This window comes from Coprococcus eutactus (genome assembly GCF_001404675.1).
GTDB classification, from domain to species: domain Bacteria; phylum Bacillota; class Clostridia; order Lachnospirales; family Lachnospiraceae; genus Coprococcus; species Coprococcus aceti.
This window is the reverse complement of sequence record NZ_CYXU01000001.1, coordinates 770,825-791,998: the sequence shown is the minus strand read 5'-3', so window position 1 is coordinate 791,998 and position 21,174 is coordinate 770,825. Positions and strand designations below refer to the sequence as shown.

Here is a 21,174-nt window from a genome sequence, read left to right as displayed (position 1 = left end):
ATGAGATACGGTTATTTTGACGAACAGAACAAAGAGTATGTAATTGACAGACCAGACACCCCGGCACCTTGGGCAAACTACCTTGGTTCACCGGAATACGGAGCTATAATCTCCAACAACGCAGGAGGCTACAGCTTTGAGAAGTCAGGAGCAAACGGAAGAATACTGAGATACATATTTAACAGCTTTGATCAGCCTGGAAGATATGTATATCTTCGCGATGATGACACAAAGGATTACTGGTCAGCATCATGGCAGCCGGTAGGCAAGAGTCTTGATGTGTATAAGAGTGAATGTCACCATGGAACGGCATATACAAAGATGTATGCAGAGTATTCTGATATCAAGTCAGAGGTGATGTATTATGTTCCACTTAACAAGACACATGAAGTGTGGAAGGTGAGAGTTACCAACAACTCTGATAAGCCTCGTAACCTTTCAGCTATCGGATACTGTGAGTTTACAAATGACTGCAATTATGAGCAGGATCAGGTAAATCTCCAGTATACACTGTTCATAACCAGAACATATTTCATGGACAACAACAAGATCCTTCAGGTCATCAATGAGAATGTTGAGAAGGCTGAGATCAATGGAAGTAAGGCAAACAAAAGATTCTTTGCACTTGCCGGAAGTGATGTTGCATCATACTGTGGTGACAAGGAGGAGTTCCTTGGAAGATATCACGGCTACGGCAATCCGATCGGAGTTATAAATGGAGATCTTGGCAACAAGCTCAACTACAACAGCAATGCCTGCGGTGGACTCCAGACAAAGTTCACACTTGCTCCGGGTGAGTCAAAGGATTTTGCATTCATAGTCGGAATGAAGGACAATGACGCTGCAAATGCTGTCATAGCCGGATACGCAGATCCTGCCGCAGCATGTCAGAAGGAGCTTGACGAGCTGATCGAGTATTGGCATTCAAAGCTCAACAACTTCCAGGTGCACACACCTAGTGATTCATTCAACAACATGGTAAATACATGGAATGCATACCAGTGTTTCATGACATTCATATGGTCAAGAGCTGCATCATTCTCATACTGTGGTCTGAGAAACGGATATGGATACAGAGATACAGTTCAGGATATCCAGGGCGTTATCCACCTTGCACCTGAGATGGCTCTTGAGAAGATCAGATTCATGCTGTCAGCACAGGTTGACAACGGCGGTGGACTTCCACTTGTAAAGTTCACACATAACGCAGGTCATGAGGATACACCGGATGATCCATCATATGTACAGGAGACAGGACATCCTGCATACCGTGCAGACGACGCACTCTGGCTGTTCCCAACTGTATATAAGTATATTGCTGAGTCAGGCAACCTTGACTTCATAGACGAGGTTATTCCATTTGCCAACAAGGATGAGGGTACAGTTTATGAGCATCTTAAGAGAGCGATAGATTTCTCCATGAACAGACTTGGAGATAATGGTATGCCGGCAGGACTCTGGGCAGACTGGAATGACTGTCTGAGACTTGGAAAGAGAGGCGAGTCAACATTTGTTGCAATGCAGCTCTACTATGCGATGACAGTTATCAAGTATTTTGCTGAGATGAAGGATGATGCAGAGTACATAGATTACATCAACAGCATTCAGTACAAGATGGGTGAGACCATTCAGGAGAAGTGCTGGGAGGATGACAGATTCATCCGTGGATACAAGGAAGGCGGACAGGTCATCGGTTCAAAGAATGATCCTGAGGCAAGCATGTGGCTGAATCCTCAGTCATGGGCAGTTATAAGCGGACTTGCCACAAGAAAGCAGTCTGAGATCGCCCTTGAGTCTGTTCACAGGGAGCTTAACACAGAGTACGGTGTGAGACTTATGTTCCCACCATACAGAGAGCATGCATTTGACGGAGCACTCATGCTTCTGTTCAATGCAGGAACAAAGGAGAATGCGGGTATATTCTCACAGCCACAGGGCTGGATAATACTTGCCGAGGCGCTCATGGGACATGGAAACAGAGCGTTTGAGTATTTCAACGAGAGCTCTCCTGCATCCATGAATGATAAGGCAGAGATCAGAAAGCTTGAGCCATACTGCCATGGACAGTTCACAGAGTCTGTTGGAAGTCCATTTGAGGGTCGCGCTCATGTACACTGGCTTACAGGTACAGCATCCACATGTATGGTTGGCTGCGTTGAGGGTATCATGGGTATGAGACCAGACTTTGGCGGAATCAAGATCGCGCCTTCAGTCCCATCAGACTGGAAGGAGTTTGAGATCGAGAAGATGTTCAGGGGTAAGAAGCTCTCAATCAAGGTTCAGAATCCTGATGGACATGAGAGCGGTTTCCAGAGCCTCACATTAAATGGTGAGAAACTTGAGGCCAATTATATCCCTGCTGACAAGCTTGCTGATACAAACGATATCGTGCTTGTAATGTAATGAATATAAATACATTATTTATACCATATTAAGTTAAGAAGGGCTCAGCCCTTCTTAATTTTTGCCCTGATGTGGAATGAGTGGATTGGGGTTGGAAGGTGGTGCAGGCGAAGTGGAATCGGTATCGATCGCTGAGAGGTTAAAACTCACTGACAACATACATGTTATGGATGTTCCAGGTGGAGGTTATATCCTGTTATGTGGAATATATGGAGAGATTGAGGGGCATGACAAGCTTCCTGCCGGTATGAAGAGTACAAGCTACGAGAAGCTGCTTCCGGTGATAGCCCAGGCAGAAAACTGCGGAGATGTAAAGGGAGTCCTGACTCTGATAAATACGGTCGGAGGCGATGTTGAGTCCGGACTTGCCATATCTGAGATGTTGTCCAGCCTGTCAAAGCCGGTCGTCAATATTGTGCTTGGCGGCGGACATTCCATAGGAGTTCCTCTGGCGGTGTCGGGAAATGTGTCTTTTATAGTGCCGACCGCAACGATGATAGTTCATCCAATAAGGACAAATACGGCGGTGCTTGGAGTTAAGCAGAACTTTGAATATATAGAGAAGATGCAGGAGAGGATCATACAGTTCACAGTGGATCACTCATCTATAGACAGGAAAGAACTGGAGAAACTTATGTTTAACACGACAGAGCTGACCAAGGATGTGGGCTCGGTTCTGATAGGAAAACAGGCTGTCGAAAAAAGGGTTATAGACAGGATCGGTGGTATGTCGGCGGCTTTAAAAACGCTGTATGACTTGATTAATTAAGAAAATGATAGTAAAATTCCATAGGATATTGTATAAACATCGATCAAGGGAGGTTGGTCATGAGCTTATTACAGGCAATTTTGATGGGAATAATACAGGGAGCTACAGAATTTCTTCCAGTCAGCAGTTCGGGACATCTGGCTATTTTCAAGAATATTTTTGGAGTGGAGACCGATACGGGTATATTATTTGACATACTGCTCCATTTTGGCACGCTGGTTGCCATATTTATAGTCTACTGGGCAGATATAAAGAAGCTTGTTATAGAGGGACTCAAGATAGTTGGAGACTGCTGTGTCAATCTGGTAAATTTCATAAAGAACAAGACCTCGAAGGAGGGACAGATATATCCGTATAGGAAGATTGTGTGTACGGCATACAGAAAGTTTGTTATGCTCATACTCGTGTCAACTCTTACGACGACGGTGATCGCAGTCCCATTTGACAAAGCTATAGGACATGCGGGAGATACACTTTTGATACCGGGTATCTGTCTGTGTATAACATCTGTTATCCTGTATTTTGCGGACAGACTGCCGGCTGGTAAGAAAAGTGCGGCAAAGGCTACATACAGAAACGCCATATTTGTAGGTCTGGCACAGGCTGTTGCTACGCTTCCGGGAATATCAAGATCCGGAAGTACGATAACTGCAGGCCTGGCATGCGGCTACACAAGAAAATTCACGGTAAAGTATTCATTTATAATGTCGATACCGGCTGTTCTGGGAGCAGTCATACTGGAGATACCTGATCTGTTTAAGTCATCTATTTCAGGAACTGATGTTGTAAATTACATAGTTGGAATGGTAGTTGCAGGTGTTGTTGGATATTTATGTATAAAATTTATGCTTTATACGGTCAAGAAAAAGAATTTTAAGGGCTTTTCCATATATTGTATGATCGCGGGAATCGTGTCTGTAATATGGTATTTTGTTGCTTAAGATTTAGAATAGAGGTAGAAAATGGCTGCTGGTAATAAAAAGTCATACAAGAACAATACATCAAAGAATGGCACGTCCAAAAACGCTGCGTCTAAAAAGACTGTGGCAAAGAACTCTTCAAAAGGTGGATCAAATAACAGGACATCTGCGAAGAAGAATACTGCATCGAAAAAAACATCTGCCAGATCAAAGGCTGCCATAGAACGCAAAGCCCGGGAAGAGGAACTGGCAAGGCAGAAGCAGATGAGAAGTGAGATCATACTCATAGTTCTCTTTGCATTTTCAGTATTTCTGCTACTTGCAAACTTCAGGATCTGCGGAATAGTGGGAGATACAGTATCGGGATTTTTCTTTGGAATAATCGGTTTCAGCGAGTACATATTCCCGGTATATCTGTTTGTGTCGGCTGCCTATCTTATATCAAATGATTTCAGGGGGAAGATTGTCAAAAAGGTTGTATATTTTGGCGTTGTGCTCATCCTGTTGTCCATGGTATTTCAGGCTATATATTCATCGACCTTTGAGTCGGTCAAGGTTCTGTACATGGATGGGTATAAGGACAGATCGGGCGGAGGAGTTATATGCGGAGGAATATTCTTTGCGATAAGGACACTGCTTGGAGTTCCGGGTGCGTGCATAGTAATATTTATAGCTGCGGTTATCATGTTCATTCTCATAACGGAGATATCAGTTATAGACGAGATCAAACTTTTCATAGCATCTATCCGTGAGCGCAGAGAAAGTGATGATGACGAACAGTATGAAGATGAGGAGTATCAAAGTGACAGATATGACGATGGTTATTACTCACATGATGTAAATGATACTCCGGTTCGCAGAGTGAGACCATCGATGGCAAATCTCAATGTGTACAGCAGCGATAAGTCCAAGGATGACAGAGCTTCCGACAGGACTGCTGCAACGCAGGTCAAGCCAAGGAAGACTAAGATACAGAAGGATGTAGAGAGGGAGCCTGCCAGGGATTTCTTTGCCATGGAGGATGTCCACGAGCTCACTCCTGGAGATGGCGCTGTGGATATGTCCTATGATGAATTTAACAATGACATAGAGAAGATCGTCATGACCGACAGAGAGGAGATCGTCAATCCAGTTCAGATAGACAGAGAGGATCCTGTGCATAAACCGGTGCGGAAGCCTGCACCTGTGAAGAGAAGAAAGCCAGTGGTCGTAACTCCTGAAGAACCAAAGCTGGCTGCTGTGGACACAGATATGGAGGATGCAGAGATACTTTCATTTACTGATGATGCGGAGGATGTCCTTGCGGGAGCGGTAAATGGCAATATGCATCCAGAGAGTGTGTCAGATTACAATCCGCTCTACGACTCTGCATTTGCGGAGGAGGAGAAGACGGATACCGCGGCTCAAAGCAAAAAGAAGCCGGCGGTACAGACTGAGAGCTCAAAGCAGTATCAGGAGGGAAGAAAATATAAATTCCCAACGGCAGATCTGCTGTCCCAGCCTAAAAAGACGAACAATTCCAACAGGGATGCCCATGTCAGGGAGACAGCCATCAAGCTTAAGAATACCCTCGAGACATTTGGCGTCAATGTAACCATAACAAACTATAGCTGCGGTCCTGCTGTAACGAGATTTGAGATGCAGCCGGAGCAGGGTGTCAAGGTCAGCAAGATACTGAACCTTGCGGACGACATAAAGCTCAACCTTGCGGCTGCGGATATACGTATAGAGGCACCGATACCTGGCAAGGCAGCCATAGGAATAGAGGTCCCTAACAAGGAGAACTCAATTGTGGCGTTCCGGGAGCTTATAGAATCAGATAATTTCAAGAACCTCAAGTCCAAAGTGGCATTTGCGGTTGGTAAGGATATAAGTGGACAGGTCATCGCAACGGATATTGCCAAGATGCCGCATCTTCTGATCGCCGGAGCCACAGGTTCGGGTAAATCAGTGTGTATCAATACACTTATAATGAGTATACTGTACAAAGCCACACCGGAGGAGGTAAAGCTCATAATGATAGATCCTAAGATGGTTGAGCTTGCATGCTACAATGGCATACCACACCTTCTGATACCGGTCGTAACAGATCCAAAGAAGGCGGCAGGGGCACTCAACTGGGCTGTCATGGAGATGACAAGAAGATACCAGCTTTTTGCTGAGCACAGTGTACGTAATATACAGGGATATAATGACAAGGTTGAAAATGCCGTTATAGCGGGAGCTGATGGAGAAAAGCTGACCAAGATGCCACAGATAGTGGTCATAGTGGATGAGCTTGCAGATCTTATGATGGTTGCACACGGCGAAGTCGAGGATGCTATAGTGAGACTTTCACAGCTTGCCAGAGCAGCGGGTATACATCTTGTCATAGCAACACAGAGACCGTCGGTTGATGTCATAACAGGTCTCATAAAGGCAAATGTTCCATCGAGAATAGCATTTGCAGTTTCGTCGGGAGTTGATTCCAGAACCATACTTGATATGGTAGGAGCAGAGAAACTTCTTGGAAAGGGAGATATGCTGTTCTATCCGACAGGCTATCCTAAGCCGGTCAGAGTACAGGGCGCATTTGTGTCGGATGATGAGGTTACAGCGGTTGTTGATTTCCTCAAGAAGAACAATGGCGTGGGAACATATGATGAGGAGATATCCAAATCAATATCCGGAAATGGTGGATCAGGCGCCACAGCGATAGGTGGGGCTTCAGCCAGTGATAAGGATGAATATTTCGTGGAAGCGGGAAGATTCATTATAGAGAAAGAAAAAGCTTCTATAGGTATGCTTCAGAGAACGTTCAAGATAGGCTTTAACAGAGCCGCAAGGATCATGGATCAGTTGATGACCGCGGGAGTAGTTGGCCCGGAGGAGGGCACAAAGGCCAGAAAGATCCTGATGACTCAGGAACAGTTTGATGAATATATAGACACTAATTTATAAAAAGCGGAGGATAAGAGCTATGATGACAGACATTGAAATTGCACAGAAGGCTGAGATGAAGCACATAAGGGAGGTTGCTGCAAAGCTCGGAATATCAGAGGATGACCTCGATCTCTATGGAAAGTATAAGGCAAAGCTCTCAGATGAGCTTATAAAGAAGGTTGAGGGCAACGAGAACGGAAAGCTTATCCTCGTTACAGCCATCAATCCAACACCTGCAGGAGAGGGAAAGACGACAATCACTGTAGGACTTGGTGAGGCTATGGGACAGCTTGGAAAGAAGGCGGTTATCGCACTTCGTGAGCCATCACTTGGACCATGTTTTGGAATCAAGGGTGGTGCAGCCGGCGGCGGATATGCACAGGTAGTACCTATGGAGGATCTCAACCTCCACTTTACAGGAGATTTTCATGCTATAACATCTGCAAACAATCTCCTTGCAGCCATGATGGATAACCATATCCATCAGGGTAATGCACTGAGAATAGATGTGAACAGAATAGTGTTCAAGAGATGTATGGATATGAACGACAGAGTTCTCAGACACACAGTTGTCGGACTTGGAAAGCGTGTCGACGGAGTGCCTAGAGAGGACGGATTTGTCATCACAGTTGCATCGGAGATCATGGCTATTCTCTGTCTTGCAAGTGACATGAAGGATCTTCAGGAGAGACTTGGCAGAATAATCGTTGCATACAACATGGACAATGAGCCTGTGACAGCGGCTGATCTCAAGGCTGTAGGAGCTATGGCAGCGCTCTTAAAGGATGCCATCAAGCCAAACCTTATCCAGACACTTGAGCATACACCGGCAATCGTACACGGCGGACCATTTGCAAATATAGCACATGGATGTAACAGTGTAATGGCTACAAAGACAGCATTAAAGCTTGCAGATTATGTAATAACAGAGGCAGGATTTGGCGCAGATCTCGGAGCTGAGAAGTTCTTCGATATCAAGTGCCGTATGAACAACCTTAAGCCGGATGCGGTGGTTCTGGTTGCTACAGTAAGAGCCCTCAAGTACAATGGCGGAGTTGCAAAGGCAGATCTCGGAGAGGAGAATCTTGACGCGCTTAAGGCTGGTATAGTAAATCTTGAGAAGCATATTGAGAATCTTCAGAAGTATGGTGTTCCTGTTGTTGTAACTCTGAATAGATTTGTCACAGACAGTCAGGCAGAGCTTGACTTTGTCAAGAAGTTCTGCGAGGACAGAGACTGTGATTTTGCCCTTGCAAATGTATGGGAGCAGGGAGGCAAGGGTGGTATAGACCTTGCAAATGCAGTGCTCAACACGCTGGAGAACAAGAAGAGCAACTTCAAGGTGCTCTACGATGACAGCCTTTCAATAAAGGATAAGATAAATTGTATCGCTACAGAGATATATGGCGCGGATGGTGTTACATACAGCGCAGAGGCCAGCAAGGCCATCGCCAAGATCGAGGAGATGGGATTTGGTAACTTCCCTGTATGTATGGCAAAGAACCAGTATTCTCTGTCAGATGATCCAAAGAAGCTTGGAAGACCTACAGGATTCGATATAAATATCCGTGAGGTTTATGTCAGTGCAGGAGCAGGATTTGTAGTAGCGATTACCGGAACGATCATGACCATGCCTGGACTTCCAAAATCCCCGGCGGCAGAAAGGATTTATGTTGATGATGACGGCAAGATCGTCGGATTATTCTAGGAGGACAAATAAATGTATAAGCTTATAGATGGTAAGGTTATATCAAAACAGATAAAGGATGAGCTCAAGGAGAAGGTTGCGGGACTCAAGGCAGAAGGCGTAGAGATATGCCTTGCTGTCATTCAGGTCGGAAATGATCCTGCATCGTCAGTATATGTTGGAAATAAGAAGAAGGCATGTGAGTATATAGGAATAGGTTCACTGTCATATGAGCTCCCAGAGGAGACAACTGAGGAGGAGCTTCTTGCACTTATAGAGAAGCTCAACTCTGACGACAAGGTGAACGGAATACTTGTACAGCTCCCGCTTCCAAAGCATATAGATGAGGATAAGGTCATAAAGACCATATCTCCAAAGAAGGATGTGGACGGCTTCCATCCGATGAGTGTTGGTGCACTCAGCATAGGACAGCCGGGCTTTGTGTCATGTACACCAGCCGGAGTTATCCAGCTCATCAAGAGATCAGGAATAGAGATAGAGGGTAAGGAGTGCGTGGTACTCGGCAGAAGCAATATAGTAGGCAAGCCTATGAGCATGCTACTGCTCCGTGAGAACGGAACCGTAACCGTGTGCCATTCCAGAACAAAGAATCTCAAGGAAGTGTGCAGACGTGCTGATATACTTGTGGTGGCAATAGGAAAGCCAGAAATGATCGATGCATCTTACATCAAGGAAGGCGCAACAGTTATAGATGTGGGAATCCACAGGGATGAGAATAATAAGCTCTGCGGTGATGTGGATTTTGAATCAGCCAAGGAGGTTGCCGGAGCGATAACTCCTGTACCTGGCGGAGTCGGCCCTATGACCATAGCCATGCTCATGTCAAACTGCGTGGAATCAATAAATATAAACTAAGAACAAGTGCAAAATTATTGGAGAACAGATGAAAGTATTACTCATATCACTAGGCTGTGATAAAAATCTGGTGGACAGCGAGGTCATGCTCGGTTTGCTGAACAAAGCCGGCCACCAGCTTACAAATGATGAGACAGAGGCAGATGTAGTAGTTGTAAATACCTGTGCGTTCATCAGCGATGCGAAAGAGGAAAGCATCAACACCATCATCGAGATGGGAGAACTGAAGAAAACAGGAAAACTAAAAAAGCTTATCGTTGCGGGATGTCTGTCCCAGAGATACAAGGACGAGATAATGAAGGAGCTTCCGGAGATCGATGTCATTATTGGTGCGACCAATTACGATAAGATAGTTGAGGCAATAGGAACCGACGAGGAGTCGATCGTAGATGATATAAATTATACTCCAAGGCCGATTGCCGAGAGAATAGTAACGACAAATGCGTCGATGGCGTATTTTAAGATCGCAGAAGGTTGTAATAAACTGTGCACTTATTGTATAATACCTCACATACGAGGCAGATACAGAAGCATGCCGATGGACAGCCTGATCGCATCCGCTGAAAAGCTTGCGTCTGATGGTATAAAGGAGCTTGTCCTTGTGGCACAGGAGACTACGCTGTACGGAGTTGATCTGTATGGTGAGAAGAAGCTTCCAGAGCTTCTCACAAAACTCAGTGAGATAGAAGGCATAGAGTGGATAAGACTTCTGTACTGTTATCCGGAGGAGATAACAGATGAACTAATAGAGGTTATGGCCACGAATCCGAAGATCTGCCATTATGTCGATATACCTATCCAGCATTCTGAGAATGCGATACTTAAGAGAATGGGCAGACGAACCAGCAGAGAGGACATTGTGGAGCTTGTCGGCAGACTGAGGACAGCCATGCCGGATATAGCCATCAGAACCACGCTCATATCTGGTTTCCCAGGTGAGACACAGGAACTGCACGATGGTCTGGTCGACTTTGTTGACGAGTGCGAGTTTGACAGGCTTGGAGTATTCACTTATTCGCCTGAGGAGGGCACTCCGGCTGCGGAGTACGAGGATCAGGTGGATGGAGAGCTGGCTGCAAAGTGGCGCGATGAGATCATGGAGCTTCAGCAGGAGATTTCCTATGAGAAGAACCAGCAGATGATCGGAAGCACCCAGAAGGTTCTCATTGAGGGATATCTGGTCGACGATGATGTATATGTGGGAAGAACCTACAGAGATGCTCCGGGGGTTGACGGAATAGTGTTCGTCAGCGCACCATATGAATTGATATCCGGTTCATTTGTGGATGTGAAGATAACCGAGGCAAATGAATATGACTTGACAGGAGTGATAGTAGAATGAATTTACCAAACAAATTGACAATACTAAGAGCTATAATGATTCCATTCTTTCTCGTGTTTTTATATATGTCACCGGGATGGTCGAAGTGGGTGGCACTTGGAATATTCATAGCCGCATCACTTACAGATATGCTTGACGGAAAGATTGCAAGAAAATACAATCTGGTCACCAATTTTGGAAAATTCATGGATCCTCTGGCAGATAAGCTGCTGGTATGTTCGGCACTCATAGCACTGTCGGATCTGAACAGGATCCCAGCATGGATCGTTATAGTGATCATAGCGCGTGATTTCATAATAAGCGGATTCAGACTTATTGCGGCAGAAAAGGGAATTGTTATTGCTGCCGGATGGTGGGGAAAGATCAAGACAACGGTTCAGATGATCATGGTAGGATTTCTGATAGCTGATCTCAAGGTGTTCTACATCTTTGATCAGGTGCTCATCTACCTTGCACTTGCACTGACACTTATATCTCTTGGAGATTATCTGTATCACAACAGAGAAGTCCTCAAGGACTAAAACAGTAAAAAATAAAACAGATTTTATAATTCAACGGGGAATTTGGGGTATACTTTTGTTTGAGGGTATATTTTACACAGATTCCCTGTTTTATTTTGAAAAATAATCGCTTACAACGCCGATAAACCTTTGGTGGTTTTTTCGATTTTACTTGAAATATGACGACAAAGGCTTTACAATTATACTCGGCGAAAATTGGACTATATATAGTCCTAAAATAAATTAAACGGAGGGCTAAAAATGAGCAACACACCAAGCTTGTCAGCAAGTGACAGAATTTCAATGTTACTTGATGACTCAAGTTTTGTTGAAATCGGCGCATATGTAACTGCTAGAAATACAGATTTCAACATTCAGGACAAGGATACTCCAAAAGACGGCGTAATAACCGGTTACGGAGTGATCGATGGCAATTTAGTTTATGTTTACAGCCAGGATGCAAAGGTGCTCGGCGGTTCTATAGGCGAGATGCATGCCAAGAAGATCGCAAACCTTTACGACATGGCAATGAAGATGGGTGCACCTGTTATCGGGCTGATCGATTGTGCCGGACTCAGACTTCAGGAGGCTACAGATGCTCTTAATGCATTTGGAGAGGTATTCATGAAGCAGACTCTTGCATCAGGTGTAATACCACAGATCACAGCTATATTTGGTACATGCGGTGGTGGTGCAGCACTTATACCTAATCTCACAGACGTAACATTCATGACTAAGGAAGGAGCTAAGCTCTTTGTTAACAGTCCAAATGCACTGGATGAGAACCGTGCAGAGAAGCTTGACACTGCAGCAGCAGATTATGTTGCAGAGAACACAGCAAATGTTGACGCAGTATACGACACAGAGGCAGAGCTTCTCGGTGCAGTGAGAACTATGGTAGGTCTTCTTCCATCAAACAATGAGGATGATGGCGACTGCGCAGTATGTGAGGATGATGTGAACAGAATCATCCCAGATCTTGCTACAAAGGCAGGGGATGTGAAGGCTGTTATAGCAGATATCACTGATGATGAGTTTGTATTCGAGCTCAAGAAGGATTTTGCAGATGACGTTGTTACTGCATTTATCAGACTTAACGGTGAGACAGTCGGTGTTGTTGGAAACCAGAAGGATGTCATGACAACAGCCGGTGCATATAAGGCAGAGGATTTCGTAAAGCTTTGTGATTCATTCAACATCCCAGTTGTCACACTTGTAAACATCAAGGGATTTGCAGCAACTGTAAAGGAAGAGAAGACTATCTCAAAGGCTGTTGCAAAGCTTACTTACGCTTATGCCAATGCAACAGTGCCAAAGGTAACAGTTATGCTTGACAAGGCATATGGTACAGCTTACACAGTTATGTGTTCAAAGGCTATCGGAGCTGACGTTGTATTTGCTTGGCCTAAGTCAGTTATCGGAACAATGGATCCAGAGATGGCTGTAAAGATCATGTATGAGGATGAGATAGCAGCAGCAGGTGACAAGCTTGCTTATATCAATGATAAGAAGGCAGAGTACACAGAGGCGCTTTCAGGAGCTCTCTCAGCAGCAAGAAGAGGATATGTGGATGACATTATCGAGCCTGATGCAACAAGAAAGAGAGTTATAGCAGCACTCGATATGCTTTTTTCAAAGAGTGAGGACAGACCATTCAAGAAGCATGGAACAATATAAAGGAGTGACAACTTAATGGAAAAGATAATAAAGAAAAAGTTATTATTGATAGTTTCTATGTTAGCTGTTACATTTGCACTTGCCGGATGTTCGTCTTCAGACAAGAAAGTAGAATTTGACTATGACGGAAACACATTGGTTCAGATAGCAGAAACACAGGCTACGAATTACATGCAGGTTGCGCAGGTTGAAGATGTATATAATTTCTATGTGGATGAAGAGGCAAATGGCGGTCAGGTAGATGAAACGACTGCTGATGCATTAAAGGTTTTTTCAACGATTGAGTCTGACTATGGTAAATTCCAGCAGTTTAAGCCGGTCAATCTCGAAGATGAAGATGATAAAACAATACAAGAAGTTGATGACAAGGTTGTTGTTACATTATATGCAGAATGTGCAGAAAAAGAAGCTATAGTAAAGGCAACATTTGTAGACAATTCGGTAACTTACAATTTCCAGAAGTATTCAGTGATGGCTCAGAATCAGTATTCAGAAGAAGAGGCTGATCAGATGCTTGCATCAAATGGTGTTTATCCATACAAGATTTCCGAATTTGAAGTTGCTGCTAATCAGACACTTAAGGACAAGATGAAGGATGCGGGAGCAAATACCCTCATAGGTATGGGTATCGTGTTTATAGCACTTATCTTCATATCATTCATAATTTCACTTCTCAAGTATGTTCCGGCTCTTTTGGACAAGGAGACAAGAGAGAAGAGAAAGGCTGAGAAGGCAAAGAAGGCTCTTGGAAGCGTTGCAACATTAAATGTTGACAAGGAGGATGAGACTCCTGCAGGAAACGCACCTGCTCCGGCTGGAATAGTAGACATTGTCAACACAGCGACCGGTGAGAGCGTTATGAACGACTCAGAGCTTGTTGCGGTTATATCAGCAGCGGTTATGGCGGCACAGGGCGGAAAGACAAGAGTTCGTGTAAACTATCCAAGTAACGATAAGTTGGTTGTAAGACCAAGAAAAAAGAATAAGAGATAATTATAGGAGGATAATTGTTATGAAGAATTATAGAATCACAGTTAATGGCACATCATACGATGTATCAGTTGAAGAATTATCAGGTGGCGCAGCTCCAGTAGCAGCACCTGTAGCAGCAGCTCCAGTGGCAGCACCTGCACCAGCAGCAGCTCCTGCAGCTCCAGCACCAGCAGCAGGCGGCGCAGGAAGCGTTAAGGTTTCATCACCTATGCCTGGTAAGATCCTTGCAGTAAAGGCTAATGTTGGCGATTCAGTAAAGAAGGGTCAGGTAATCCTTATCCTTGAGGCTATGAAGATGGAAAACGAAGTTGTTGCTCCAGAAGATGGTACAATCGCAAGCATAGACGTTACAGTAGGCGCTAGTGTTGAGTCAGGCGATACACTTGCAACACTCAACTAATTGCTTGAATTAGAATAAATCTTATAGGAGGAAACAACTAAATGGGCAGCACAATAGTTGACGTTTTGACAAATTTAGCTAATCAGACCGGTTTTGCAAGTCTTGACTGGAAGAACTACGTTATGATCCTTATAGCGTTTGTATTCATGTACCTTGCAATCGGAAAGGGCTTTGAGCCACTTCTTCTTGTCCCTATCTCATTTGGTATGTTTCTTGTAAACATGTTCCCAGATATTATGGCAGAGGGCGGCTTGTTACATTATTTTTACCTGCTTGATGAGTGGAGTATCTTACCTTCGCTTATATTCATGGGTGTAGGTGCCATGACAGACTTTGGTCCGCTTATTGCAAATCCAAAGAGCTTCCTGCTTGGCGCTGCAGCTCAGTTCGGTATTTATGCAGCTTACTTCCTTGCATTCCTTATGGGATTCAATGGTAAAGAGGCTGCAGCTATATCAATCATCGGTGGTGCTGATGGTCCTACATCTATCTACCTTGCCGGTAAGCTCGGTATGGGTGGAACACTTCTCGGACCTATAGCAGTTGCGGCATATTCATATATGTCACTGGTTCCAGTTATCCAGCCACCTATCATGAAGGCTCTCACAACAAAGAAGGAGAGACTTGTTAGAATGCCACAGCTCAGACCTGTAACCAAGATCGAGAAGATTCTCTTCCCTATCATTGTTACACTTGTGGTAGTTCTTATACTTCCAACAACAGCTCCACTTGTAGGTATGCTGATGCTTGGTAACCTCTTCAGGGAGTGCGGCGTTGTAAAGCAGCTCACAGAGACAGCTTCAAACGCTCTTATGTATATCGTTGTTATCTTACTTGGTACTTCAGTAGGTGCATCTACAAGTGCAGAGGCATTCCTTAAGATGAGTACACTTAAGATAGTATTCCTTGGTCTTGTCGCATTCGCATTTGGTACAGCAGCCGGAGTTCTCTTCGGTAAGCTCATGTGTTGGGCGACAAAGGGTAAGGTTAATCCGCTTATCGGTTCAGCTGGTGTATCAGCCGTTCCAATGGCAGCCAGAGTTTCACAGAAGGTTGGATCACAGTATGATCCTACAAACTTCCTTCTGATGAACGCTATGGGACCAAACGTTGCAGGTGTTATCGGTACAGCCGTAGCTGCAGGTACATTCCTTGCAATATTTGGAATTTAATCAGAATTTATATAATTATAGGAGGACGATAAAATGGCAGATAAGAAACCGATAAAGATTACGGAAACTGTACTGCGTGATGCGCATCAGTCACTTATAGCTACTCGTATGACAACCGAGCAGATGCTTCCTATCATCGACAAGATGGATAAGGTTGGTTATCATTCAGTAGAGTGCTGGGGCGGTGCAACATTTGATGCATCACTCAGATTCCTTAAGGAGGATCCATGGGAGAGACTCAGAAAGCTCAGAGATGGATTCAAGAATACAAAGCTGCAGATGCTCTTCAGAGGACAGAATATCCTCGGATACCGTCATTATGCAGATGATGTTGTAGAGTATTTCGTACAGAAGTCAATCGCAAATGGTATTGATATCATCAGAATATTTGACTGTCTGAACGATCTTAGAAACCTTCAGACATCAGTTAAGGCTTGTAACAAAGAGGGTGGACATGCCCAGGTAGCTCTTTCATATACACTCGGTGATGCATATACTCTGGATTACTGGAAGGATATGGCAAAGAGAATCGAGGATATGGGAGCAGATTCAATCTGTATCAAGGATATGGCTGGACTTCTTGTTCCAAATAAGGCTACAGAGCTTGTACAGGCACTCAAGGATGGTTCAAGCCTTCCAATTCAGCTTCATACACATTACACATCAGGTGTAGCTTCAATGACATATCTCAAGGCTGTAGAGGCTGGATGTGATGTCATCGATACAGCAATCTCACCTCTTGCGCTTGGTACATCACAGCCTGCAACAGAGGTTATGGCCAAGACATTTGAGGGAACAGAGTTTGATCCAGGTCTGGATCAGAAGCTTCTGGCTGAGATAGCAGACTACTTCAGACCACTCAGAGAAGAGTGGATCGCAAGTGGTCTCTTAAATCCAAAGGTTCTTGGCGTTAACGTTAAGACACTTCTCTACCAGGTACCTGGTGGAATGCTTTCAAACCTCGTATCACAGCTCAAGGAGATGGGTGCTGAGGATAAGTTCGAGGCAGTTCTTGAGGAGGTTCCAAGAGTTCGTAAGGACTATGGTGAGCCACCACTTGTTACTCCTTCAAGCCAGATCGTTGGCACGCAGGCAGTTCTCAACGTCGTAACAGGCGAGAGATACAAGATGTGTACAAAGGAGTCAAAGGCACTTGTACGTGGCGAGTATGGTCAGTCAGTAAAGCCTGTTGATCCAGAGGTTAAGAAGAAGGTTATCGGCGATGAGAAGCAGATCACATGCCGTCCAGCAGATCTTCTTGAGAACGAGCTCGACAAGATTGAGAAGGAGATGATCCAGTACAAGAAGCAGGATGAGGATGTACTCACATATGCACTGTTCCCACAGGTTGCAACTGACTTCTTCAAGTACAGAGAGGCTCAGGATAAGAAGGTCGATGTCACACTTGCTGACAAGGACAGCACAGCTTATCCAGTTTAATAACTGAATTCATAAGGTCAGATATATAAATGATCATAAAAAGGGACGGAGCTCCGCGAGCGGAGTCTCTGTCCTTTTGTTTAATATATGGAGATAATATGACAGGAAAAATAGTGGTTATAGGAGCAGGAGCTGCAGGGGTAATGGCTGCACTGACAGCGGCACAGAAGAATAAGGTCATTCTCATTGAAAAGAATGACAGGATCGGAAAAAAGTTATTTATAACAGGTAAGGGACGTTGTAATGTGACAAATGCATGTGACGCTGACGGATTTTTTAATTCAGTGGTCACAAACAGCAAGTTTATGTACAGCTCCTTTTATACATTTGACAACAATATGATAATGGACTATCTGGAGAAGGCCGGATGTCCGCTCAAGATAGAACGCGGAGGAAGAGTGTTCCCGACAAGCGATCATTCTTCAGACGTTATAGGAGCATTCAAAACTCTTATAAACAGAAATAAAAATATAAGTCTGTATTTGAATACGAAGGTTACAGGAATCAATATAGAGGATGGCAGGATAAAGAGTGTTGACGTATCAGGAGATAACGGCGGGACAGGCAATGACAGGATATACTGTGATGCTGTTATAATTTGTACCGGCGGAAGATCGTATCCACTCACGGGATCTACCGGAGACGGATACAGACTGGCAGAACATATGGGTCATACGATAAAGCCGTTAAGTCCATCACTGGTTCCGTTTGAGATAGAAGAGAAATGCTGCTCCATGATGATGGGACTGTCGCTTAAAAACGTGGCACTTCACATAAGCAGTGGAAAGAAGAAAATATTTGACGAACAGGGGGAGATGCTGTTTACCCACTTTGGCATAAGTGGGCCGCTGGTGATCAAGGCCTCCGCATATATACACAGGTATATTGGAAAAGATATAGACATGTACATAGATCTGAAGCCGGCTATGGACAGAGATATGCTTGATGCCAGACTCCTCAAGGATTTCAAGAAATATGCAAACAAAGACTTCAAGAATTCTCTTGGAGATCTGCTTCCGATCAAGATGATAGATGTGGTTGTGGAGAGATCCGGTATCGATCCGTATAAGAAGGTCAACTCAGTGACCAGGGAAGAAAGACAGAGACTTATAGATGTGCTGAAGGAATTCAGACTTACATTTGTGGGGCTTCGGGGATATGATGAGGCTATAATCACAAGAGGCGGAGTGAGCGTAAAAGAGGTAAATCCTTCCACCATGGAGTCTAAGCTTGTGGGGGGCGTGTATTTTGCCGGAGAACTGCTGGATATCGATGCGCTGACAGGTGGATTTAACCTGCAGGTGGCGTGGTCGACTGGATATCTGGCTGGACTTTCTGCTTCCGAGAGTTTACAATAGGCGTGGACGACAGTCAATTTAATTACAGGGAGACGAAGATATGAATATAGCAATAGATGGACCTGCAGGTGCAGGCAAAAGCACGATAGCAAAAAAGGCGGCAGGCGAGCTTGGTTTTATATATGTGGATACAGGTGCCATGTACAGGGCGGTGGCTGTATATCTCACAGAAAGCGATATATCTGCCAGCGATGAAGACCTGGTGGAGAAAAGCATAGCGGACATTTCCGTGGAGATAAAATATGAGGATGGAGCACAGCAGGTCTACCTTAACGGCGAGAATGTAACAGGAAAGCTGAGAACTGAGGCTGCCGGTAATATGGCTTCAAAGGCATCTGCACTTCCATGCGTCAGGGAAAAGCTTTTGTCACTCCAGCGGGATCTCGCTGCTTCAAATGATGTTGTCATGGATGGAAGGGATATAGGAACAAATATACTTCCTTCAGCAGAGCTCAAGGTATACCTTACCGCCTCTTCGGCAGTGAGGGCCAAAAGAAGATATGACGAGCTTGTCGCAAAGGGCGCTGAGAATATTGATATAGAGAAGATAGAGCAGGATATAATCCAGAGGGATAAGCAGGATATGGAGAGAAAAACAGCTCCTTTAAAGAGGGCTGATGACGCGGTTCTTATCGACAGCTCAGATATGACGATAGAGCAGGTTACAGACACTATAGTCGGACTTGCAAGAGAGAGAATGTAATACAGGTGGTTTAGATATGGAGATATTACTTGCAAAGAGTGCCGGATTCTGCTTTGGCGTTCAGCGTGCGGTGGATACAGCATACGAACATGCTGACGAGGAAAATGTGTATACTTATGGTCAGATAATACACAATGAAGAGGTGGTTGGTGACCTTACAAAGCACGGAGTGCAGGTGATCGACAGTGATGACGAATTGCTTGAGATAAAAGACAGCAAGGTCATAATCAGATCCCATGGCGCTGAGAAAAGGATATATGACATTCTGGAGGCTGGTGGGAATACGGTGATAGATGCGACCTGTCCATTTGTCAAGAAGATACACAACATAGTGCGCGAGGAAGGACAGAAAGGAAATACAGTCGTCATCATAGGCGACTCAAGCCATCCCGAGGTGAAAGGAATCGTGGGCTGGTGTGTAGAGCCTCCGGTAGTCATAGGTTCCGAGGAGGAGGCTGAGGCTTTTGTAAGAAAATGTATTGACGGAGAGGTCAAAACAGCGGATAATATATCGATAGTTAGTCAGACAACTTTTAATTACAGAAAATTTAATTATATTGTTGATATTATTCGAAATAAATTGTATAATGTTACTGCTTATAAGACTATCTGTAATGCTACGTCTGTGCGTCAAAGGGAGGCGCAGGAGATTGCATCAAAGGTAGATGCCATGATTGTTATAGGTGGTCGGAACAGCTCTAATACTCAGAAGTTATATGAGATTAGTAAAAAAGAATGTGAGAATACTTACTATATACAGACACTCGTTGATTTGGATTTGACTACTTTTGAATCCGTTAGTAGGGTAGGTATTACAGCTGGGGCATCTACCCCAAACAAAATTATTAAGGAGGTTCATGGTAGGATGGACGAGATGAATTTTGAAGAATTATTAAAGAATGATGAGAGCAGAGTCTCAATCAAGACAGGAGAGATAGTAGAAGGTAGAGTTATCGATGTTAAGCCTGATGAGATTCTGGTAGACATCAGCTACAAGTCAGATGGTATTATTCCTAGAAGCGAGTATACCAACACACCTAATGCAGATCTGACAGAGCTTGTACATGTTGATGATCCGATAACAGCCAAGGTTGTTAAGACAAACGATGGCGAGGGATCAGTTCTTCTCTCATACAAGAGAGTTGCTGCAGAGAAGGCTAATGAGAAGCTTGAGGCTGCTCTTGAGTCAGGAGAGATCCTTACGGGTAAGGTTGTTCAGGTTGTAAGCGGTGGACTTAACGTTATGTACGATGAGACAAGAGTATTTATCCCTGCTAGTCTTGTTTCAGATACATACGAGAAGAATCTTGACAAGTACCTTGATCAGGATATCGAGTTTGTACTCACAGAGTACCAGCCAAAGAAGAGAAGAATAATTGGTAACAGAAAGCAGATCGTTGCAGCAAGAAAGGCAGAGGCTGCAAAGGCTCTGTTTGATAGAATAGAAGTTGGAATGATAGTTGAGGGTGTTGTAAAGAACGTTACAAGCTTCGGTGCATTCATAGATCTCGGTGGAGCAGACGGACTTCTTCACATCTCAGAGATGTCATGGGGAAGAGTTGACGATCCTAAGTCAGTTCTCAAGGTTGGTGATACTGTTAAGGCATTCATCAAGAACATTGACGGCGAGAAGATCGCTCTCAGCCTTAAGTTTGATGATACAAACCCATGGCTTAACGCAGCAGAGAAGTATGCTCCTGGAACAGTAGTTACAGGTAAGGTAGCAAGAATGGCTGATTTCGGTGCATTTATCGAGCTTGAGCCAGGTGTTGACGCACTTCTCCATGTATCACAGATCTCATATGAGCATGTTAACAAGCCAGAGGATGTATACAAGGTAGGCGATGAGGTTGAGGCAGTTGTTGTTGAGTGCAATGCAGAAGACAAGAAGATCAGTCTCAGCGTAAAGGAATTACTTCCAGCTCCAGAGTATACAGATGATGTAGCAGAGGACACAGAGGAGTAATCTGATATATAGACAGTTAAGAAAACCGTAGTCGATAATGACTACG

Annotated in this window: 16 protein-coding genes; all 16 read left to right on the top strand. The window is 44.4% G+C overall.

The window, feature by feature from the left end; all coding sequences use genetic code 11:
• Window positions 1-2,403: a GH36-type glycosyl hydrolase domain-containing protein gene (locus ARA78_RS03465; protein ID WP_055222577.1), complete on the top strand. Its 2,403-nt coding sequence runs from the start codon at window positions 1-3 to the stop codon at window positions 2,401-2,403.
• A 76-nt stretch (window positions 2,404-2,479) separates the two neighbouring features.
• Window positions 2,480-3,172, top strand: a complete 693-nt coding sequence (locus ARA78_RS03460) for a ClpP family protease (RefSeq protein WP_055144542.1) — start codon at window positions 2,480-2,482, stop codon at window positions 3,170-3,172.
• Between the two features lie 59 nt (window positions 3,173-3,231).
• Window positions 3,232-4,113 carry an undecaprenyl-diphosphate phosphatase gene (locus tag ARA78_RS03455; protein WP_055222578.1) on the top strand — a complete coding sequence of 294 codons (882 nt, stop codon included), beginning with the start codon at window positions 3,232-3,234 and terminating at the stop codon, window positions 4,111-4,113.
• Window positions 4,114-4,134: 21 nt separating this feature from the next.
• The gene (locus tag ARA78_RS03450; RefSeq protein WP_055273029.1) at window positions 4,135-7,032 is read left to right on the top strand and encodes an FtsK/SpoIIIE family DNA translocase; all 2,898 of its coding nucleotides are present in this window, start codon (window positions 4,135-4,137) and stop codon (window positions 7,030-7,032) included.
• A gap of 19 nt (window positions 7,033-7,051) precedes the next feature.
• Window positions 7,052-8,722: a formate--tetrahydrofolate ligase gene (locus tag ARA78_RS03445; protein ID WP_055273027.1), complete on the top strand. Its 1,671-nt coding sequence runs from the start codon at window positions 7,052-7,054 to the stop codon at window positions 8,720-8,722.
• A gap of 12 nt (window positions 8,723-8,734) precedes the next feature.
• A complete protein-coding gene (gene folD, locus ARA78_RS03440; protein WP_015534883.1) occupies window positions 8,735-9,577 on the top strand; it encodes a bifunctional methylenetetrahydrofolate dehydrogenase/methenyltetrahydrofolate cyclohydrolase FolD in 843 nt (280 codons plus the stop codon).
• A gap of 28 nt (window positions 9,578-9,605) precedes the next feature.
• On the top strand, window positions 9,606-10,919 hold the full coding sequence (rimO, locus tag ARA78_RS03435) for a 30S ribosomal protein S12 methylthiotransferase RimO (RefSeq protein ID WP_055273025.1): 1,314 nt from the start codon (window positions 9,606-9,608) through the stop codon (window positions 10,917-10,919).
• Window positions 10,916-11,440 (top strand): CDP-diacylglycerol--glycerol-3-phosphate 3-phosphatidyltransferase, encoded by a 525-nt coding sequence (pgsA, locus tag ARA78_RS03430; protein ID WP_015534884.1) that lies wholly within the window; start codon window positions 10,916-10,918, stop codon window positions 11,438-11,440. The genes rimO and pgsA overlap by 4 nt, the downstream gene beginning before the upstream one ends.
• Before the next feature lie 240 nt (window positions 11,441-11,680).
• Window positions 11,681-13,096 (top strand): acyl-CoA carboxylase subunit beta, encoded by a 1,416-nt coding sequence (locus ARA78_RS03425; RefSeq protein WP_055273023.1) that lies wholly within the window; start codon window positions 11,681-11,683, stop codon window positions 13,094-13,096.
• 15 nt (window positions 13,097-13,111) lie between these two features.
• On the top strand, window positions 13,112-14,089 hold the full coding sequence (locus tag ARA78_RS03420) for an OadG family protein (protein ID WP_022216521.1): 978 nt from the start codon (window positions 13,112-13,114) through the stop codon (window positions 14,087-14,089).
• A 19-nt stretch (window positions 14,090-14,108) separates the two neighbouring features.
• On the top strand, window positions 14,109-14,489 hold the full coding sequence (locus ARA78_RS03415) for a biotin/lipoyl-containing protein (protein WP_015534886.1): 381 nt from the start codon (window positions 14,109-14,111) through the stop codon (window positions 14,487-14,489).
• Window positions 14,490-14,530: 41 nt separating this feature from the next.
• Window positions 14,531-15,661, top strand: a complete 1,131-nt coding sequence (locus tag ARA78_RS03410) for a sodium ion-translocating decarboxylase subunit beta (protein WP_022216519.1) — start codon at window positions 14,531-14,533, stop codon at window positions 15,659-15,661.
• 33 nt (window positions 15,662-15,694) lie between these two features.
• Complete coding sequence (locus ARA78_RS03405; protein WP_015534888.1) at window positions 15,695-17,101, top strand: oxaloacetate decarboxylase subunit alpha; 1,407 nt, start codon at window positions 15,695-15,697, stop codon at window positions 17,099-17,101.
• A 98-nt stretch (window positions 17,102-17,199) separates the two neighbouring features.
• A complete protein-coding gene (locus ARA78_RS03400; RefSeq protein ID WP_022216518.1) occupies window positions 17,200-18,459 on the top strand; it encodes an NAD(P)/FAD-dependent oxidoreductase in 1,260 nt (419 codons plus the stop codon).
• 40 nt (window positions 18,460-18,499) lie between these two features.
• Entirely contained in the window at window positions 18,500-19,162 is a 663-nt protein-coding gene (gene cmk, locus ARA78_RS03395; protein WP_022216517.1) for a (d)CMP kinase, read from the top strand.
• 16 nt (window positions 19,163-19,178) lie between these two features.
• Entirely contained in the window at window positions 19,179-21,128 is a 1,950-nt protein-coding gene (locus tag ARA78_RS03390) for a bifunctional 4-hydroxy-3-methylbut-2-enyl diphosphate reductase/30S ribosomal protein S1 (RefSeq protein WP_022216516.1), read from the top strand.
• Window positions 21,129-21,174 lie beyond the last annotated feature (46 nt).

What these genes read in the sequence shown, in the direction of transcription:
- ARA78_RS03465 (WP_055222577.1), top strand. Translation starts at nt 1, where the DNA reads ATGAGATACGGTTATTTTGACGAACAGAACAAAGAGTATGTAATTGAC.
- ARA78_RS03460 (WP_055144542.1), top strand. Translation starts at nt 2,480, where the DNA reads ATGAGTGGATTGGGGTTGGAAGGTGGTGCAGGCGAAGTGGAATCGGTA.
- ARA78_RS03455 (WP_055222578.1), top strand. Translation starts at nt 3,232, where the DNA reads ATGAGCTTATTACAGGCAATTTTGATGGGAATAATACAGGGAGCTACA.
- ARA78_RS03450 (WP_055273029.1), top strand. Translation starts at nt 4,135, where the DNA reads ATGGCTGCTGGTAATAAAAAGTCATACAAGAACAATACATCAAAGAAT.
- ARA78_RS03445 (WP_055273027.1), top strand. Translation starts at nt 7,052, where the DNA reads ATGATGACAGACATTGAAATTGCACAGAAGGCTGAGATGAAGCACATA.
- folD (WP_015534883.1), top strand. Translation starts at nt 8,735, where the DNA reads ATGTATAAGCTTATAGATGGTAAGGTTATATCAAAACAGATAAAGGAT.
- rimO (WP_055273025.1), top strand. Translation starts at nt 9,606, where the DNA reads ATGAAAGTATTACTCATATCACTAGGCTGTGATAAAAATCTGGTGGAC.
- pgsA (WP_015534884.1), top strand. Translation starts at nt 10,916, where the DNA reads ATGAATTTACCAAACAAATTGACAATACTAAGAGCTATAATGATTCCA.
- ARA78_RS03425 (WP_055273023.1), top strand. Translation starts at nt 11,681, where the DNA reads ATGAGCAACACACCAAGCTTGTCAGCAAGTGACAGAATTTCAATGTTA.
- ARA78_RS03420 (WP_022216521.1), top strand. Translation starts at nt 13,112, where the DNA reads ATGGAAAAGATAATAAAGAAAAAGTTATTATTGATAGTTTCTATGTTA.
- ARA78_RS03415 (WP_015534886.1), top strand. Translation starts at nt 14,109, where the DNA reads ATGAAGAATTATAGAATCACAGTTAATGGCACATCATACGATGTATCA.
- ARA78_RS03410 (WP_022216519.1), top strand. Translation starts at nt 14,531, where the DNA reads ATGGGCAGCACAATAGTTGACGTTTTGACAAATTTAGCTAATCAGACC.
- ARA78_RS03405 (WP_015534888.1), top strand. Translation starts at nt 15,695, where the DNA reads ATGGCAGATAAGAAACCGATAAAGATTACGGAAACTGTACTGCGTGAT.
- ARA78_RS03400 (WP_022216518.1), top strand. Translation starts at nt 17,200, where the DNA reads ATGACAGGAAAAATAGTGGTTATAGGAGCAGGAGCTGCAGGGGTAATG.
- cmk (WP_022216517.1), top strand. Translation starts at nt 18,500, where the DNA reads ATGAATATAGCAATAGATGGACCTGCAGGTGCAGGCAAAAGCACGATA.
- ARA78_RS03390 (WP_022216516.1), top strand. Translation starts at nt 19,179, where the DNA reads ATGGAGATATTACTTGCAAAGAGTGCCGGATTCTGCTTTGGCGTTCAG.